General features: G+C 39.5%; 17 protein-coding genes and 1 pseudogene. 17 read left to right on the forward strand and 1 reads right to left on the reverse strand.

Annotated elements, in window-relative coordinates; translation table 11 throughout:
- From BMZ99_RS26800 to BMZ99_RS20705, 12 genes and pseudogenes are all read left to right on the forward strand, one after another.
- Nucleotides 1–181 (forward strand): annotated as a pseudogene (locus BMZ99_RS26800) (IS110 family transposase); the annotation flags it as partial.
- Between the two features lie 433 nt (nt 182–614).
- Nucleotides 615–1,502: a phosphate ABC transporter permease subunit PstC gene (pstC, locus tag BMZ99_RS20660; RefSeq protein ID WP_090942228.1), complete on the forward strand. Its 888-nt coding sequence runs from the start codon at nt 615–617 to the stop codon at nt 1,500–1,502.
- Nucleotides 1,503–2,363, forward strand: coding sequence for a phosphate ABC transporter permease PstA (gene pstA, locus BMZ99_RS20665; RefSeq protein WP_090942231.1), 861 nt, complete (start codon nt 1,503–1,505; stop codon nt 2,361–2,363).
- A gap of 246 nt (nt 2,364–2,609) precedes the next feature.
- Nucleotides 2,610–4,496 carry a spore germination protein gene (locus BMZ99_RS20670; protein ID WP_090942234.1) on the forward strand — a complete coding sequence of 629 codons (1,887 nt, stop codon included), beginning with the start codon at nt 2,610–2,612 and terminating at the stop codon, nt 4,494–4,496.
- The gene (locus BMZ99_RS20675) at nt 4,489–5,598 is read left to right on the forward strand and encodes a GerAB/ArcD/ProY family transporter (RefSeq protein ID WP_090942236.1); all 1,110 of its coding nucleotides are present in this window, start codon (nt 4,489–4,491) and stop codon (nt 5,596–5,598) included. Before BMZ99_RS20670 ends, BMZ99_RS20675 begins: the two co-directional genes overlap by 8 nt.
- Nucleotides 5,577–6,809 carry a Ger(x)C family spore germination protein gene (locus BMZ99_RS20680; protein ID WP_090942238.1) on the forward strand — a complete coding sequence of 411 codons (1,233 nt, stop codon included), beginning with the start codon at nt 5,577–5,579 and terminating at the stop codon, nt 6,807–6,809. The genes BMZ99_RS20675 and BMZ99_RS20680 overlap by 22 nt, the downstream gene beginning before the upstream one ends.
- A 24-nt stretch (nt 6,810–6,833) precedes the next feature.
- Nucleotides 6,834–7,004 carry a hypothetical protein gene (locus tag BMZ99_RS26515; protein ID WP_175490638.1) on the forward strand — a complete coding sequence of 57 codons (171 nt, stop codon included), beginning with the start codon at nt 6,834–6,836 and terminating at the stop codon, nt 7,002–7,004.
- A gap of 120 nt (nt 7,005–7,124) precedes the next feature.
- Complete coding sequence (locus BMZ99_RS20685) at nt 7,125–8,096, forward strand: SpoIID/LytB domain-containing protein (RefSeq protein ID WP_090942241.1); 972 nt, start codon at nt 7,125–7,127, stop codon at nt 8,094–8,096.
- Between the two features lie 103 nt (nt 8,097–8,199).
- Nucleotides 8,200–9,882 carry a spore germination protein gene (locus BMZ99_RS20690; RefSeq protein WP_090942244.1) on the forward strand — a complete coding sequence of 561 codons (1,683 nt, stop codon included), beginning with the start codon at nt 8,200–8,202 and terminating at the stop codon, nt 9,880–9,882.
- A complete protein-coding gene (locus tag BMZ99_RS20695; RefSeq protein ID WP_245755084.1) occupies nt 9,860–10,981 on the forward strand; it encodes a GerAB/ArcD/ProY family transporter in 1,122 nt (373 codons plus the stop codon). The genes BMZ99_RS20690 and BMZ99_RS20695 overlap by 23 nt, the downstream gene beginning before the upstream one ends.
- Nucleotides 10,974–12,188, forward strand: a complete 1,215-nt coding sequence (locus tag BMZ99_RS20700; RefSeq protein WP_090942250.1) for a Ger(x)C family spore germination protein — start codon at nt 10,974–10,976, stop codon at nt 12,186–12,188. The genes BMZ99_RS20695 and BMZ99_RS20700 overlap by 8 nt, the downstream gene beginning before the upstream one ends.
- Nucleotides 12,189–12,232: 44 nt before the next feature.
- Nucleotides 12,233–13,474 carry a Ger(x)C family spore germination protein gene (locus BMZ99_RS20705; protein WP_090942253.1) on the forward strand — a complete coding sequence of 414 codons (1,242 nt, stop codon included), beginning with the start codon at nt 12,233–12,235 and terminating at the stop codon, nt 13,472–13,474.
- 28 nt (nt 13,475–13,502) lie between these two features.
- Here BMZ99_RS20705 and BMZ99_RS20710 read toward each other — a convergent pair whose 3' ends face one another.
- Complete coding sequence (locus BMZ99_RS20710; RefSeq protein ID WP_090942256.1) at nt 13,503–13,745, reverse strand: hypothetical protein; 243 nt, start codon at nt 13,743–13,745, stop codon at nt 13,503–13,505.
- A 117-nt stretch (nt 13,746–13,862) separates the two neighbouring features.
- Between BMZ99_RS20710 and BMZ99_RS20715 the strand changes: the two genes are divergently transcribed.
- The 5 genes from BMZ99_RS20715 to BMZ99_RS20735 all read left to right on the forward strand — a co-directional run bounded on the left by BMZ99_RS20715 (nt 13,863) and on the right by BMZ99_RS20735 (nt 16,403).
- Nucleotides 13,863–14,144, forward strand: coding sequence for a YabP/YqfC family sporulation protein (locus BMZ99_RS20715; protein ID WP_090942259.1), 282 nt, complete (start codon nt 13,863–13,865; stop codon nt 14,142–14,144).
- Between the two features lie 147 nt (nt 14,145–14,291).
- Nucleotides 14,292–15,026 carry a lytic transglycosylase domain-containing protein gene (locus BMZ99_RS20720; protein WP_090942263.1) on the forward strand — a complete coding sequence of 245 codons (735 nt, stop codon included), beginning with the start codon at nt 14,292–14,294 and terminating at the stop codon, nt 15,024–15,026.
- 4 nt (nt 15,027–15,030) lie between these two features.
- Nucleotides 15,031–15,501: a spore cortex biosynthesis protein YabQ gene (gene yabQ / locus BMZ99_RS20725; RefSeq protein WP_090942266.1), complete on the forward strand. Its 471-nt coding sequence runs from the start codon at nt 15,031–15,033 to the stop codon at nt 15,499–15,501.
- A 94-nt stretch (nt 15,502–15,595) separates the two neighbouring features.
- A complete protein-coding gene (locus tag BMZ99_RS20730) occupies nt 15,596–15,889 on the forward strand; it encodes an FtsB family cell division protein (protein ID WP_090942268.1) in 294 nt (97 codons plus the stop codon).
- 82 nt (nt 15,890–15,971) lie between these two features.
- The gene (locus tag BMZ99_RS20735; RefSeq protein WP_090942271.1) at nt 15,972–16,403 is read left to right on the forward strand and encodes a S1 domain-containing RNA-binding protein; all 432 of its coding nucleotides are present in this window, start codon (nt 15,972–15,974) and stop codon (nt 16,401–16,403) included.
- Nucleotides 16,404–16,730: the final 327 nt, after the last annotated feature.

A 16,730-nucleotide genomic window follows, 5' to 3' on the forward strand; every position in this document is an offset into this window, starting at 1 on the left:
TAGCCATGTAAAGAATCATTTATCTGAATATGCAGCTTTTTACCAGAAGAAGTATGATGAAGTTAAAACTCATCAGCACAAACGCGCACTCGCACTTACTGCTCGTAAATTCATCCGGCTGATTTTTGGATTGCTGGCCAACCATCAGCTTTACTCTCCAAGTAGAGTAAGCCAAAGTTAATAGATCCCATTTATTTACTTTTTCTTCGGCTTGAAGAAGAGGCTTGTTTAGTGCACCCATTTTTTGCGGATTACTTACAAAACTTATTTTTTATGGGCTTGACATATTACCAGATTGCTCTACTTAAGAATTGCTTCTTATATTTTAGTATATGCAGCACCAAGAAGATTGAGTTAATATGTAATGAGTTTTTACATATAGCATGTTAAGAAGTTGGGTATTCTAATTAGAAAGAACGAGAGATTCTTGCACTAAGTTAATTCTTTACAGGCTGGACTTAACAATACCTTAACAATACCTTAACAAAGGAAACTTAGGAATGAGTTACAATTTAACTACAAGAAGTCTTGATGAACTTTTTAAAGAATAATAGATTTAGGTAGGAATAAATAATGGCGCAGCTTAATCTTTCTTCAAAACAGGAGGCTTTGAAATGCAATTAGTAAGTAAAGAACATAAAACGAAATTATTATATGATCATTATATGAGGTATCTGTTTATTGCCAGTGCAAGTCTGATGACAATTATTATTGTCACGATCATTGTATTTGTTGGTGGTCAGGGGCTCTTGACTTTTAAAGAAGTAAGTCCTTTAGACTTCTTTTTTTCAGCGAAATGGGACCCCATGGGGCTGGAATATGGTGCCCTAAGTTTTATTGTAGGTTCTTTGGCAGTTACTGTATTATCCATTTTATTGGGGGCCCCATTAGGATTGGCTGGTGCGATTTTTATGGCTAAAATTGCTCCACCTTGGCTGAGTAAAATTATGAGACCTGCTACGGATTTATATGTAGCGATTCCATCTGTAGTATATGGGTTTGTAGGTTTAACCATTATTGTGCCATTTATTAGAACCTATTTTAATGTAAATATTGGCTTTGGCTTATTGGCAGCTTCGATTATTCTAGCGGTTATGATCTTACCTACGATCGTGAGTATTTCTGAAGATGCTCTTCGAGCAGTACCAAAGAGTCTGGAGGAAGCTTCCTTAGCTTTAGGAGCAACAAGATGGCAAACGATTTGGCATGTACTTTTACCGTCTGCCCTGCCTGGGATCTTGACTTCGATTATTTTAGCGATGGCAAGAGCAGTAGGAGAAACCATGGCAGTGCAAATGGTAATCGGGAATACGCCACAATTGGCTACATCTTTATTTATGCCTACTTCAACGCTGCCTAGTGAAATTGTTGTGGAAATGGGCAATACTCCCTTTGGTTCAGCCTGGGGTAACTCGTTGTTCTTAATGGCATTTGTTTTGCTAGTACTGTCCTTGTTAATGATTATGATCATTCGCCGAATTGCCAGAAAGAAGGTGGTCTAAATGTCTGCGAAAGTTTTTGATAAACTAGCCACGCTGCTAATGTGGCTGGCAGGTATTATAATCTTAGGTATATTGGCAGCGTTCTTACTTTTTATTTTGTATAAAGGGGTACCTGTACTGTCATGGGAGTTTATTTCTGGTAAATCCAGTGATATTCAAGCAGGCGGTGGCGTAGGAGCGCAGTTGTTTAATTCTTTTTATATTTTATTTTTGTCCCTCTTAGTTTCCATACCTTTAGCTATTGGTGCAGGTGTGTATTTAGCTGAGTATGCTAGTGATAATAAGTTGACGGATTTAATTCGTCTGAGTACGGAGAGTTTGGCAACCGTTCCATCTATTGTACTAGGGTTATTTGGCATGATTATTTTTGTCAATACATTAGGTATGGGGTTTAGTATTATTGGGGGAGCATTAACATTAATGCTGCTTAACTTGCCGGTTTTAGTAAGAGTAACGGAAGAGGCGGTGCGAAACGTTCCCGTACACTATCGCGAAGCAAGTTTGGCTCTTGGTGCCACAAAATGGCAGACGATTTGGCGGGTCGTATTGCCAAATGCATTGCCTGGTATTATTACGGGTATTACACTGACAGCAGGCAGAGCATTAGGTGAAACAGCGATCTTAATATTTACAGCTGGTACGACTGTTGGGCGGCAAATTATCAATTTTGATGTGACGGCGGCAGGTGAAACCTTAGCTGTACATTTATGGTACATTATGGCGGTAGGACTCGTGCCTGATAGACTGGAAATTGCCAATGGGTCTGGAGCATTATTAGTCATTACAATTCTTATACTCAATTTGTTATTTACCATACCAAGTAAAATCCTACAACGAAAATTAGGAACAGGCGGTCATTAGAAAAAGTAAGATATTTTAATACATCAAAATGAGGATTTAAGCGAGTTTTAACTTGCTTAAATCCTTGTTTTTTATATGCATGGACAGGAATTTCTAATAAAAATGCTAAACACAGAGGAGGCAAAGTTCTGCTCAGCGTAAGGATGATAGAGGCTGCCGCCATAAGGTCAGTAGCGTCTAATGCATTTTAGTAGTAAAAAAATACATTTTGGTAAAAGCTATAATGAAGCTTGAGGAGGTGGCGGTATGAAAAAAAGTACGAGCAGTAATCTAATTACAGCAATCAAAGATTTTTTAGTATATCAGCCGCCTGCTCAGCCCACTCCTTTTGTTTTGACTGAGACACAGGCGGAGAAGGCAGAAAACGAAGGTAAATTCTGTCCTTCTGCTGCTGTCACAGAGGGGATACGAGAGCTAGAGTTCATGGTTAATTATGCCAAAAAATTAGATGCGTTTATGAAAAAAAGCAGTAAAGAGCTGCGAAGTAAGGAAAAGCATGAAGTAGTCAAAAAAATTAAAGCTGAATTTGAGATGATACAAACTGAGTGGAAAGAAATAAAAAAACATACGATACAGAATCATAGCATTGATGGTATGTATAATAATGCTGTGATTAGTACGGATATTAATGAAAATCAAAATATTTTAGAATCCATTTATCAGTTGCCTCTTAATAAAGATGTGGTAATTCGAAATATTACCATTTCAGACCAGCCTAAGATAAAAGTTCTAGTTATATTTATGGATGGACTTATTGATAAGAAAATTATTAACATGACTCTCTTAGAACCCTTAATGTTCATGAAGAATATTCAAGAGAATGTGCAAGGGGAAGATTTTATCAGTTTTGTCATGGAAGAGTGTCTTCCTAGCGGACAAGCCTCAAGGGTAGGAAGTTTCAAAGAAGTGCAGCAAGCGATCAATACTGGGGATGCTGTAGTATTTTTTGATGGTTGTGGAGAAGCAGTGGCGGTAGAAACAAAAGGATATGAACACCGCAGCATTGGCAATCCTACAACGGAACAATCTGTACGTGGCTCGCAAAATGCATTTACCGAAGTTTTGCGTGTCAATACAGCCCTCGTTCGAACAATGCTTCATGCCAGTGACTTGGTAACCGAAATGATTCCTATAGGTGCAAGAGGGCATTCAAATTGCGCTGTTATGTATATTAAGTCGATTACCAATGAAGAACTGGTTGAAGAAGTAAAAAGACGTATTAATGGCATTAGTACCGACATTATCACCGATTCGGGTGTTTTAGAACATTTTATTGAAGATTTTCCAAGAAATCCATTCCCACAAACCTTATCAACAGAGCGGCCAGACCGAGTTGCAATCCATTTATCAGAGGGAAGGGTAGCTATTTTTATCGATGGCAGTCCTTTTGGACATATTTTACCTGTCTCATTTTTTACGTTAATGCATTCATCAGATGATTTCAGCTTGAATTTGTATTATACGAATATGCTGCGTTTGGTAAGGTGGCTAGGAGCCTTACTATCCCTGCTGCTGCCTAGTTTGTATTTAGCTATTAGTACTTTTCACCAGGAAGCGATACCTACAGAATTACTGTTATCGATTGCTGCAGCTAGAGCGCAAGTACCTTTTCCTACGATAATCGAGATTTTATTTATGGAATTTTCTTTTGAGTTAATTCGTGAAGGGGGACTGCGAATTCCCGGTATTTTAGGATCGACCATTGGTATCGTAGGAGCTTTGATCTTGGGACAGACGGCTGTGACAGCTAAGATTGTCAGTCCCATCATGGTAATTGTGATAGCTCTGACTGGTTTAGCGTCGTACAGTATTCCAGATTATCGATTGGCTTCTGCCTTTCGCTTAACACGATTCATATTTGTGTTTTTAGCAATGGCAATGGGACTGATTGGTGTTGCCTGTGGTTTCTTACTGTTTATTGCGATGCTATGTTCTTTAAAGTCCTTTGGCATGCCTTATCTGGCACCGCTGGCACCTAAAACGGTAAATGGAGGAGATACGATCTTTAGAAGTTCCTCCTATCATCAAAAGCGCAGACCGGATACATTGAATAGTAAGGATGATATTCGGCAAAAAAAACCTAGTAGATCCTGGCTTACAGAGTCATCGAAAGGAGGCAAGGATCATGAATGATCTGCATCCTGGCAAGTTAGGTGTAGCGGATGGAGTTGCGCTAGTCTTTGGTATTGTTATGCCTCGAGTTTTCTTGTCTACCATTTCGAATCTCATTCAGCAAGATGGCCCTATTTTATGGCTGGCAATGGTGATTTATACGATTATCCCTCTGATTATTTTGTACATGATGACCTATGTCCATAAGGGAATAGCGGGAGATATTTTCATGGTGTGCCAGCGACTAATCGGTACCATTGGAGCATGGGCGATATTGTTAAGTTATAGTATTATGTTTTTAAGCAACGGTGCTCTGATTTTACGCTTATATTCCGAATATACCTTGCTGACTGCATTACCGCGGGTGGAGTTTCAGCTGGTTATCGTTTGGTATGCAGTATCTGCAGGTATTTTATGCTATTTGGGAATTGAGGCATTGACACGGTCGAGTTATATTGTTATGCCTTTTTCCATAGCGTCAATTGGAGTGATACTGCTGCTGCTGGTGCCTTTTTATATCGTATATAATCTTACTCCGTGGCAAGGTAATGGTGTTTTGCGAGCCGTACAAACAGGTATCAAAGGTGCGGGATATAATGTAGGGGTTTTAGCATTAGTTTTTTTAGCTCCAGCATTTCAAAATACAAGGACCATTAAGAGGGCAGCACTTTATGCGTTAAGTTATGCAGGAATGGTGCGCATTAGTTTTATCCTTGTTTATACGATGATTTTTGGCAGTGCAGTAGGTGCCGAAAAGACCATGCCGCTTTTTGAATTGGCGCGTTTAGTGTATCTGAATCAATATCTTCAACGCATTGAGGCTTTGTTTATTATTGTGTGGGTGATGTTTGGTTTATTAGCTGTCGCGGGCAGTCTATACGTTGGCTTATATCTTCTTGCTGTATTATTAAAACTGCCTACACTCAGGCCCATCGTGCCATTAGGAGCAATATTAATCGCAAATTTGGCAATGATGCCCCCTGATATTGGCTATGTTCTGGAAGTGGATCAAAAGCTGATTACACTATTTGATGTTGGTATCTATGGCTTTCCGACCCTATTATTCATCTTGGCATGGTGGAAAAAGAGGAGGGAGAAATTATGTACATCCGCCTCCTCTTAGGAATCATGCTGCTGAGTATGGGTGTCTTTCTTTCCGGATGCAATGGTGCAAGAGAAAGTGAGGAAGTAGCCTATATTGTTGCAATTGGTATTGATAAGGCTGAACAAGAAAATATGATTAAAGTAACATATCAGATTGCCAAACCTAATGTAGAAGGAAACAAAGGGGAAGGTGAAAAAGATACAGTCTTAGTAAGCAATTCGGCTGTAACTATTACAGAATCCCTTAATTTACTTAACTCTACCACATCATTAGTGCCTTCTATGTCCCATGTGAAGGTATTAGTGGTGGGGCAAGAACTAGCACGCGAAGGTTTGGCTAATTTTTGGGGATCGTTAAAGAGATATCGAGAATATAGAGGATCTATGTTTGTTTTAGTGGCAAAGGGGACAGCAAGAGATTTCCTAGATGGGAATAAACCAAGTTTTAATATATCAGCATCGAAATATTTTGAGACGATGCTTGATTCAGGAGTAGAAGCGGGATACTATTTACGCGTCAGTTTTCATCAATTTTATATTAGACTTAAAAGCAATAGTGCACATCCTTATGCAACATTCGTGGACATCAGTGATTTATCCGGAAAAAAAGAAATTGCGACTCCGAAGGTAACTGGCAGCAAAATTGACGGTTATGTTGCTGGCGGAATACCACTTCAAGGTGGTAATCCTATACAATTTGCCGGTACAGCTATTTTTAATGGTGATAAAATGGTAGGTACATTAAGTACTACGGAGACACGCATGATGGCGATGCTGTTAGGTAACTTTAATAATGGCTTTCTTTCAATGGAAGATCCTCTTGCTCCAACGAAATTTATAAATGTGAATTTACGCTTAGGATCTGCCCCTGAAATTAAGGTGGCTCTGGGAGATGAAGCTCCAGTTATTGATATTAAAATCTTATTAGAAGGCGAAATTACAAATCTTCCTTCAGGAATTAACTATGAACAGGAGAGTTTCTTACCATTGCTTGAGCAGCAAGTAAATCAAGTATGTCACCAGGAAATGGCGAACATGATTCATCATACGCAGGAACTGAAATCAGATGTAGTGGGGTTTGGTTACTATATAAGGCCGGAGTTTACAAATTATCAAGATTACTTACAGTATCCTTGGTTTGAGGAGTATAGCAGAGCGAAGGTAAATATTATAATTGATACGAAGATTCGCCGGACGGGCTTAATGATACGAACCTATCCTGTAAGATAAAGTGCATAAAAGGAGAAGGTGAAAATGGATTTTATGTTTTTAGCAGCAGCGATACTGGCTGGTTTTCACGGGTATACTTTCTCTAAATGGTTATGGAAAAATGAAAACGTGACAGGGGCAGTTGGAGTGCTGCTATTAATCTTTATGTGCATAGGAGTGCCTATTTTTCGCATAATGAATAATGGAAAACAGTGAATGTATTTAGGTTTTTCGACCATACTAGTAAGTAAGCGGACTTGTGCTAAATGGACGCTAAGCCTATTTGACGTCTAGTCTTGCTTAAGGGCTTGATAAAGTAAGTTAGGAGGTAAACAGATGCATAATAAAAGATGGTATGCCGTTCTTGCCGTGCTGGTAGTCATCGTTTTTGCTGCTAGCGGGTGCTCTTTTATGAAAAATCCTCAGTCCAAACCAGAGCAGACTCCTGCAGTGCCGCAAAAACAAGCAGTTCAAGGAAATGAACCTGAGATTTTAGTGTATATGCATGAAACAGGTGAAAAAAAGAAAATGAAAATGGAAGAGTATGTGGCAGGTGTAGTTGCAGGGGAAATGAAAAATGATTGGCCTGTTGAAGCTTTAGCAGTTCAAGCCATACTCGCGCGGACCTTTACTCAGCAAGCCATAGATGAGAAAGGAGGCGTTCCAGCACGAGGAACACAGGCTTCGACAGATATTAAGGAGTTTCAAGCCTATAATGCAAAGGCAGTAAATGATAGTGTGAAAAAGGCTGTTGAGATGACTAGAGGGATGGTGATTACGTATCAAGGAAAGCCGATTCAAGCCTGGTTTCATGCATCTGCCGGTGGCATAACAGCGACTGCAAAAGAAGGTTTAAATTATAAAGAGGATGAGCCGCCTTACATTGAGTCTGTAAAGTCACCAGATGATTTAGCGCCTGCTGATGTACAAAATTGGACAGCTTCTTTTACCAAAAAAGAGGTGATGGATGTGCTGGCTAAGATGGGAAAAAACGTTAATGCCATTGATAGTATCGAAATTGGGAAGAAAGGACCTTCGGGTCGGAGTATGACTCTTTTGGTAAATAAAGCGGTGGAGGTATCTGGACCAGAGATCAGAGTTGGTCTAGATAGTGTGAAGCTAAAATCAATGCTGCTTGATAAGGTAGAAGTCAGTGGTGATACGGTCGTGTTCACTGGTAAGGGATATGGTCATGGTGTGGGGGTATCCCAATGGGGTGTTAATAAATTGACAACCATGGGAAAAAAGCCTGAGGAAATTATTGGTCAGTACTTTAAAGACGTAACTATTGAAAAGCGCTGGAATTAATAAAAACAGCCGAATTTTTTCGGCTGTTTTTATTACAATACGAATCACTGCATAAAGATGAAGTAAAAGGCGAAAAATAGTAATTACAGGGAAGGAGAGCGTAATGAAAAAAATCAAATGCATTCAAAAATTATCAAAACATTTGCCTGAAGCTTCCCTGGAAATGTCTAAAAAAAAGTTGGCGCAACTACAACTGATCACTACGCAAAGCACAGAATTTAGTGAGGAAATAGGACAGATCATTGCTCAACTGCGCAGTGTAGCAGCTCCTTCCAGTGAGCCTTTTATTTTTACGTCTGAATTACAAGAGAATGAGCAGTTGCTTCGAGTTGTTTTTAGAGACTGCAGTGATATTGAATTTCGTATATTTGATGCTGCTGGCAAGAAAGCTTTACTGGTGTATTTAAAGGGTATGGCAGATACCTCAAATTTAGAAAGAAATGTCCTTAAACCGCTAATGAGTTATACAGCGCAAGAGACTGAAAATACAGCTAGTTTGTTACACCTGCTGACGGATATGAAGCTTGTAGCAGAAAATGTTCTAGGGGCTGCTTCGGTGACAATACTAGCTTCAGCTAAGGCGGCGATTGATGCTGTTATGACCGGTAATGCATTACTGATGATTGATGGCTTGGCTGAAGTGGCGAGTATTGCGGTCATTAAATATGTGAAACGGGAGATCAGTGCTCCTTATAATGAATATGCCTTGCAGGGATCTGATGAAGCATTTAATGAAGCCATTATGGATAACATTGCTCTTATACGTCGGCGTACTCGTGATACCAATCTCAAAGTACATATCATGAAAATAGGAGAACGTACCAATACAGCGATTGCTGTGCTATATGTAGCCAACTTGGTTAAACCGGGTTTAGTGGAAGAGGTAGAACGCCGCATTGGATTGATCAAAAAAGACAAATTGCTTGATTCTGCATCGATTGATCAGTACTTAGTAGATCATCCATGGTCCCCTTTTCCCCAAACACAAATGACAGAAAGACCAGATAAAATGTTAGCCGCATTATATGAAGGGCGGGTAGGGATAATTGTAGATGGTACTCCAGTAGAGATTTTGGTTCCCTGTACCTATAACGTTTTGATGCAAGCTCCTGATGACTATACCATGGCGCCAATCATTGCCAGCCTAATACGCTTCTCAAGAAATGCTGCGGCCTTTCTGGCCGTTTATTTACCAGCCATTTATGTTGCAGTTGTTTCTTATCACCCAGGGATGCTGCCTACGACAATGGCCATTTCAATCGCAGAACTAAGATCCCGTACTCCCTTTCCTTCTTTTTTGGAAGCAATTATGATGGAAATATTATTGGAATTGATACAGGAAGCAATTATACGTCTCCCCGCAAAGCTGACTGGTGCTGCTAGTATGATCGGTGCTTTCATTATCGGCAACACAGTCGTGCAGGCTGGCCTTATAAATCCTTTATTAGTAGTTGTAATTGCAACTACGGCTATTTCTTCCTATTCCATGCCTTCTTATAATTTTAGCATGGCTCTTCGCTGGACAAGAGTACCCATGCTGATCTTGGCGTCTATGCTAGGGTTGTATGGCGTAATTTTAGGGGTTTTAGCCATTACCATCCATTTATGTTCTTTGCGCAGCTTTGGAGAATCGTATTTAGGCGGTATGTTTAATGTTGATCTTCTGGCAGATTGGAAAGATAGCGTAGTGAGGCTGCCTGCCAAGTTACTAACAAGAAGACCTAAAGAATTTGGTGCTCAAGACCAGATAAGGATAGGTGACAATGATGGCCAACCTAGAAGCTAAATCTTACATGACACCATGGCAGCTGGCAATTGTAGTATTTGTAACTTGTGTGGGGGCACAAATTTTGCTGAGTCCTCGCAGTTTGATTGCTGATGCAGAACATGGAGCCGGGATTAGTGTAGTGATTGGAGGAGTGTTGTTTTATAGTGCAACCTGCTTAATGCTTGTTCTGGCCAAAAAATATCCCGATGAGACGATCGTTGAATACGCTCCGCGAATTTTTGGAAAAATTGGAGGCACTCTGGTCGTCATCTGGTTTAATATGCTGTTTTTTCTACAGGTTATTCAAATATTTTATGGCATGGGGAAAATCATAACATTTTATATGTTTGACCGGACGCCGCCTGAAGTTGTAATCTTGGCATTGCTAGCCGTTTGTGCGTATTGTGCAGTGCAGGATTGGGGAACGATTATGCGAATCCAGCAATTCATGTTTTTTGTGGCGTACAGTATACTCATTCTAGTATGGCTAACTAGTATTTTAAATTTGCAGCCTGAAAATCTGCTGCCTTTATGGCCAGTCAATATTAAGGCAGTTGTAGGCGGTGGATTGTCTACTTGGAATATGTATGCAGGTTATGAATGTGTATTGCTGCTCATGCCGTTAGTATACAGACAAGTTAGTTTAGGCAGTTTAATAAAGATCATGGGGGCATCTTTTGGATGCTTAATTGTACTCTTTCTACTTGTTATCGTGATTATCATTGGTGTATTAACGGTAGATGGTGCTAAAAATTTATTGTATCCAGCATTGATCGTTATTCGAAGTGTTGAACTACCAGGAACGTTTATTGAGCGGTTAGAAAATTATCTGCTGATTGCTTGGATTCCAGTGGTATTTGATACATTAGCAGCGATGATGTTCTTTATGGGAGAAATCTGTATGCGGCATTGGCGTCAGGCTGATCATCGTCCTTGGGTTTTATTCTTAGTGCCAATCATATATGTGGGCAGCATTCTTTTAGATAATCAGCAGGTATATGAGATGGCAAATAAATTCACGATGTGGCTGGGATTGGCTTTTTCTTTTATTGCAGTTCCCTTGTCTCTTTCACTTTCCTGGTGGCAAAAACGGAAGGCAGGGACAGGTTGTGGCTAAAAGGAAATTGATAGGGTGCGTGGCATTACTTCTTTTATGTTTCCTTGTCGCCGGATGCTGGGATCGGCGAGAACTACAGGATCGTAATTTTGTATTAGCGGTAGCGATTGATATGGCAGATGATGGATTAAAGCTAGGTATCGATCCCAAAGAGGCTCTCAAAGTACGAGAAGAAGAAACCTTTGTTCAACCAGACGGCAGAAAGCGATATCGTTTGAGTTTGCAGTTATTAAAGTTTTCTTCAGGAGAGGCCGGTAAAGATGAAGCTAAGACTTATGCTATATCGAACACCGGAGAATCTTTCTTTGAAATGGTGAGAGATATGCTGGGGCAGTCCAGTAAATCTCTCTGGTTTGAACATCTGCAGGTTATTATTATTAGTGAGGCTGTATTGAGACAAACGGGATTGGCTGAAATTGTAGATTTTTTTAAAAGAGATTCTGAAATGCGTTCGCGGATTAAAGTATATGTAACGCCGGGTACAGCCCGTTCTTTAATAGAATATCAACCGCCTTCGAAAGAAGCTGGCGGTATGTTTTTAGCCGATCTCATACGCCTTCACAGCCGAAATAATCATATAGCAGGAGCACGCACTGACTTAGGGTATACTGTTCAGTATCTCGATCTTCGAAGCAATGTATTATTACCCCGAATTGAAATAGCCGATAAAGTTGTAAAATTAGGAGGATCAGCAGTATTTAAAAAAGATAAATTTATTGGTTATGTAGATGGATATGCTATCGCGGGTCTGAAATTTATGTATGGAACAGAGGAGTCTGCTATTGTTGCCACAGAATGTCCTGATCATCCTGGACATCAGATGGCATTTGAATTGTTTCGTGATGATACTAAACTCATACCTCATGTAGAGGGTGACACAATTTATTTTACTGTAGATATAAATATGTATGGCAACCTTGGAGAAATTCAGGGGGATATTAGTCAGGATGACACATTAGACCCACAATATATTCATCGGCTGGAAATAGCATTTGCGGAAGAAATTAAACAAAATGTACTCTATGCAGATCGTGTCTTTAGAAAAGAAATGCAAGTTGATACGATCAGTCGATTTGCTGGTAAGTTAAAGGCATATGAGCCTGAGACCTGGGCAAAGGTTCAGGATCAATGGGATGAGATCTATCCTATGATTCCAATCATCATTTCTGTGAATGTAACCATTCAGAAGGTCGGCAGCCATAAGTAAAAAAACAGAGCATTTTATACCGCTTAATGAAGGGGAGAGAAACGTTGTTGACTGATATGGGGGGGCTAATTAGAAATCGCATTTTCAAGCGTTGGACTGGCTGTATTCTAATTCTCATACTCAGTATATGTCTTAGTGGCTGTTGGGATCGACGTGAGTTGCAAGAGCGGCATTTTGTTCTTGCAGTTGCGATTGACAAAGCAGATGAAGGACTTGGGGCAGAGCGAGGAAAAGACGTTGACCGAGTGGAAGACTTTGTTCAGCCTCATGGCAGTAAGCTTTACCGTTTGAGCTTTCAAATATTGCAGTTAACGCCCTCCAATAATAGTGAAGGGGCCGGAAGAGGAAACACATCAACCAGTGTAATCTCTACTACAGGTGAATCAATGCTTGAAATGATTTGGGATCTTCAAGGGCAATCTAATAAAGAACTTTGGTTTGATCATGTTCAAACAATTATCATTAGTGATGCTGCTGCCAAGCAGGGCGGACTGCAGCCAATTCTTGATTTTTATCATCGAAATGAGGAAATACGCTGGCTTACAAAAGTCGTAATTACTGATGGAGAAGCACGAGATTTGTTAGATTACAAACCTCCTAGTGGTGAAGCAAGCGGTCTATTTATAGCAAATAGTCTGCGAATGTACGCAAAAAGCCAGCATGTTCCAGGATGGCATACTGATTTAGGAGATATTTCGACATCGAAAGATAATAGGAGAAGAGTGCTGTTACCACGGATTGAAATGGCAGATGATGTAGTCAAGCTGGGGGGAATGGCTATATTTAAAAATGAAAAGTTTGTTGGCTATGTAGATGAGTATGCTACACAAGGCGGGAAGCTGATGGGCGGTCTTGAGAGATCAGCAGTGATTACATTTCAATGTCCAGAACATTCTGGATCGATACTTGCATTTGAGCTTTTTAGCCATACAACAAAAATCAAACCTCATGTAGAAGGAGAGAAAATTTATTATACTTTGGATATTAATATACGAGGTAACATGGCGGAAATGCAATGCAGGCTCCAGCATGATACGATAAAAGATCAGGACATACATAAACTTGAACAGCTGGTTGCTAATGTTGTAAAAGAAAACATACTCTATTCTTTCCGCATTTTTCAAGACCTGAAAGTCGATGCCAGTTTCTTCGGTCCGAAATTAGAAATATATGAACCTCAGGTGTGGGAACGAGTCAAAGATCATTGGGATGATGAAGTTTTCCCGAAGACTTCTTTAATTATATCTGTTAATGTGGTGATTGAAGGTGTAGGAGCGCATCAGTAATGGGGGACATTGTGCAGGTATTTTACCTTTATCCCATGATGAAGCTAAAGAACCATAAGATGAAAGCTGTAGCGGCATAACCGATGGCTGTCTTGTGAGCCATATTGGCTTCACGGGCTCGAGCATTATGTTTATCCAAAAGATTGCCAAGATGCCAGGATACTCCGGCAGTGGCAAGAAAGACTAATAACGTCCAAATGGTAGTTTTATGTACAAGTTGAAATGCTAATTTTTGCCACAGATAATAAAGATAAGACAAATCGATATTCATAGAGAAGCTCCTTTTATTGTTGTATTATTTAGTATGTCCACATTATTCTAGATGTACTATTCTGCTAATTGACAGCATATACATACAATGAAAAGTTAGCATAAGGGAGGATTTTCTATGACGATAGATAATAAAACACCCGCTTGGCGCCATCAAATTATAGTAGTTGATCGAGAGGAAATGACAATTGATGGTGTACTCAGTTTAGGAAGTTATGATGAAAAAGAAGTCATTATGGAAACTGAGCAAGGTGTGCTCATTGTAAAGGGTGAAGGATTAAATATTAAACAGTTAAATTTGGATAAAAGCAATATTATTGTAGAAGGATTGATCAAAGGTGTTTCTTATGATGATACTTCGCATAATAAAAAAGGATTATTAGAAAGATTTTTAAAATAGTAAATTTAAAATTTGTAAAATGCTAAGGCTTGGCGTAAGCCAAGTTTTTCCGCTATTGCGGCGCGCGAATGTAGCACGATTAGAGTTGTTTAGTGTTACATATCGCGCCTTTATCTGTTTGGATTCTAGGGTGAAAGGAGCATTGTCTTGCGACCCAGATTATTGGTCCTATGGCGTATCGGATTGGCTGTAGCTGCAATTCAGTTGGTAATCTATAGTATCATAGGCTATGGAATTTCTGGGGTACATACTAAGGCATGGGATACGTTTAATAGGAATGCTTATGTTATAGCAGATGTTGACGATAAGGTACCGTATAAAGAGTTGATCAATCAACGTGCTCGCCAGGCTGGTATAAATGGTCAAATCGTTGCAAGCCTGATTCGTGCAGAGAGTTCTTTTCAACCCCGAGCTCATTCACCTGCAGGAGCATACGGATTAATGCAGGTTATTCCTGGTACGTGGCGTCAAGTCAACGAGAAAGCTAATGTATGTTTGGGGCGCCATCCTGGAGAGTGTACGGTTGAGTGCTATTATAATGAGGAACTTAACATTCGTATCGGAACTTTATACCTTAGTCAATTAGTAAATAAATATGAAGGAAATATGGTATTGGCTTTGGCTGCTTATAATGCAGGCCCAGGGGCAGTAGACAAATACGGAGGGATACCTCCCTATGATGAAACAATAAATTATGTGAATCGTGTAATTGGCTATTGGTATGAGTTATCCTCCTATTCTTTACCCTATACTATTTTTGCAGAAGAACAGTGGGAATGTATTCGTACTGCTATAGGGTGGTGGTGCTTGGTTACCTTGCTGGGAGTTGTATGGATAGCGAGGAGACTGCATTGTTGTTATCACTCATGGCGCTGGAGGTGAGGCAGTGTATGTAGAAAGTCAATTTTCAATTTTTTTATCTACGGTTGCTACAGGTATAACATTGGGGGTATTATTTGACTGTTATCGGGTATTGCGTGGCACCTTTAGGCCGAAAGTTCTGATCACATGGGTTACAGACTTGCTCTATTGGTTAATTGCGACTGCTATTGTATTTATTGCCTTGGTGCTGAGTAATTGGGGGGAGCTCAGGTTTTATGTATTCTTAGGAATTATAAGTGGCGTTGGCTTATATTATCGATTATTAAGCTTATACATGATCCGTTTATTTGCTGGTATGATTAAGCTGACAAAAACGATCATTACTTTAATAAAAAATATGATTATTGTATTTATAATCAGACCAGTTTCTTTGTGTGTTAAAATTGTAATCTGGCCTTTTCGATGGATTAGCAGTAAAATAAAAGCTTGGTATCAAGTCTTGCGCCCTGAGCCGCCTCTTGATGAGAAAAAATAAAAAATTCTATGAAAAAAAGAGGAATGCATTCACTAATTGGCGAATAAAGCTGTCTTATATGTAAGAGTATTTTTTATATGTGGTGGTGAAGTGTGTGCGAAAGCAGCAAAAGTATCGTGTGAAATGGTTTAAATTATTTCTATTTGTATTATGCAGTTATTTTATTTATGTAACTGTTGGTCAGCAGAGTCAACTTTTTTCCATTCGCCGTGAAAGTCAAGCCACACGTATGCAGCTTCAGCAATTACGAGAAACCAATACTGCCTTACAAGAAGAACGCAAAGCGTTACATGACCCTAAATACATAGAAAAATTGGCCCGCGAAGAACAAGGATTAGTGAAACCAGGAGAAATTCCGTTTATTTCGGTGGAAAAAAATAATTTATAGCGGCTTTTCTTGACACCTTTTCAGTGTCAAGGTTATAATATGGATGAAAAACATAGTTTTTTAAGGGGGAAGTTTGATTAGTATGTCCATTGAAGTTGGCAGTGTGGTTGAGGGCGTTGTGACAGGTATTACAAATTTCGGAGCATTTGTAGAATTGCCTGGAGGAAAAGTGGGTTTAATTCATATCTCGGAAGTTGCTGATGTGTATGTTCGTGATGTGAAAGATTTCCTGAAAGAGCAAGATACGGTAAAAGTTAAAGTTTTGTCAGTTGATGAGCGCGGAAAAATAGGGTTGTCGATTAAGCAACTTCAGCCGCCAAGTCCAAGTCCAGCTCCTAGTCCTGTTCCCAGGAGAGCACCAGCCAATGATAATCGGCGCTTTGGGAAAGTGAATGCGCCGTCCTTTGAAGACAAGTTGACTAAGTTTTTAAAAGATAGTGATGAACGTCTTGGAGATTTAAAACGTAATACAGAATCTAAACGTGGCGGTCGTGGTGCTGCTCGTTCTCAGTAATAGTTCATCAGAGCATTTCACATTGAAATGCTCTTTTTGATGTAATTTTTAATGTTATTATATGACGGAAAAATTTCCTAGTGTCTCGACAAAAATAATAACTTTATAATACAAAAAACACTTGACGTTGTATTTGTCAGGTGTTTTTTTTTACTTTTAATTGACTTTTTGTCGGAATTTTTGTTCCGTAACAGACTTATTCAGACAAAGAATGAATACCAATATATGTAAAATAATAATATGTCCTAGTATCCCATTTATCGGGAATCTGTAAGGCGGCGATAACAGAAGCAGGATGGAAAAGGACTGCTAAAGTAACAGAGTTCT

The sequence above is a fragment of the Pelosinus propionicus DSM 13327 genome, assembly GCF_900114615.1.
Lineage (GTDB): Bacteria > Bacillota > Negativicutes > DSM-13327 > DSM-13327 > Pelosinus > Pelosinus propionicus.

Coding starts and splice junctions, on each gene's coding strand:
- BMZ99_RS20715 (WP_090942259.1), top strand. CDS start 13,863: ATGACGATAGATAATAAAACACCCGCTTGGCGCCATCAAATTATAGTA.
- BMZ99_RS20680 (WP_090942238.1), top strand. CDS start 5,577: ATGTACATCCGCCTCCTCTTAGGAATCATGCTGCTGAGTATGGGTGTC.
- BMZ99_RS20710 (WP_090942256.1), bottom strand. CDS start 13,745: ATGAATATCGATTTGTCTTATCTTTATTATCTGTGGCAAAAATTAGCA.
- BMZ99_RS20675 (WP_090942236.1), top strand. CDS start 4,489: ATGAATGATCTGCATCCTGGCAAGTTAGGTGTAGCGGATGGAGTTGCG.
- BMZ99_RS20670 (WP_090942234.1), top strand. CDS start 2,610: ATGAAAAAAAGTACGAGCAGTAATCTAATTACAGCAATCAAAGATTTT.
- pstA (WP_090942231.1), top strand. CDS start 1,503: ATGTCTGCGAAAGTTTTTGATAAACTAGCCACGCTGCTAATGTGGCTG.
- BMZ99_RS26515 (WP_175490638.1), top strand. CDS start 6,834: ATGGATTTTATGTTTTTAGCAGCAGCGATACTGGCTGGTTTTCACGGG.
- BMZ99_RS20735 (WP_090942271.1), top strand. CDS start 15,972: ATGTCCATTGAAGTTGGCAGTGTGGTTGAGGGCGTTGTGACAGGTATT.
- BMZ99_RS20690 (WP_090942244.1), top strand. CDS start 8,200: ATGAAAAAAATCAAATGCATTCAAAAATTATCAAAACATTTGCCTGAA.
- BMZ99_RS20695 (WP_245755084.1), top strand. CDS start 9,860: ATGATGGCCAACCTAGAAGCTAAATCTTACATGACACCATGGCAGCTG.
- BMZ99_RS20685 (WP_090942241.1), top strand. CDS start 7,125: ATGCATAATAAAAGATGGTATGCCGTTCTTGCCGTGCTGGTAGTCATC.
- pstC (WP_090942228.1), top strand. CDS start 615: ATGCAATTAGTAAGTAAAGAACATAAAACGAAATTATTATATGATCAT.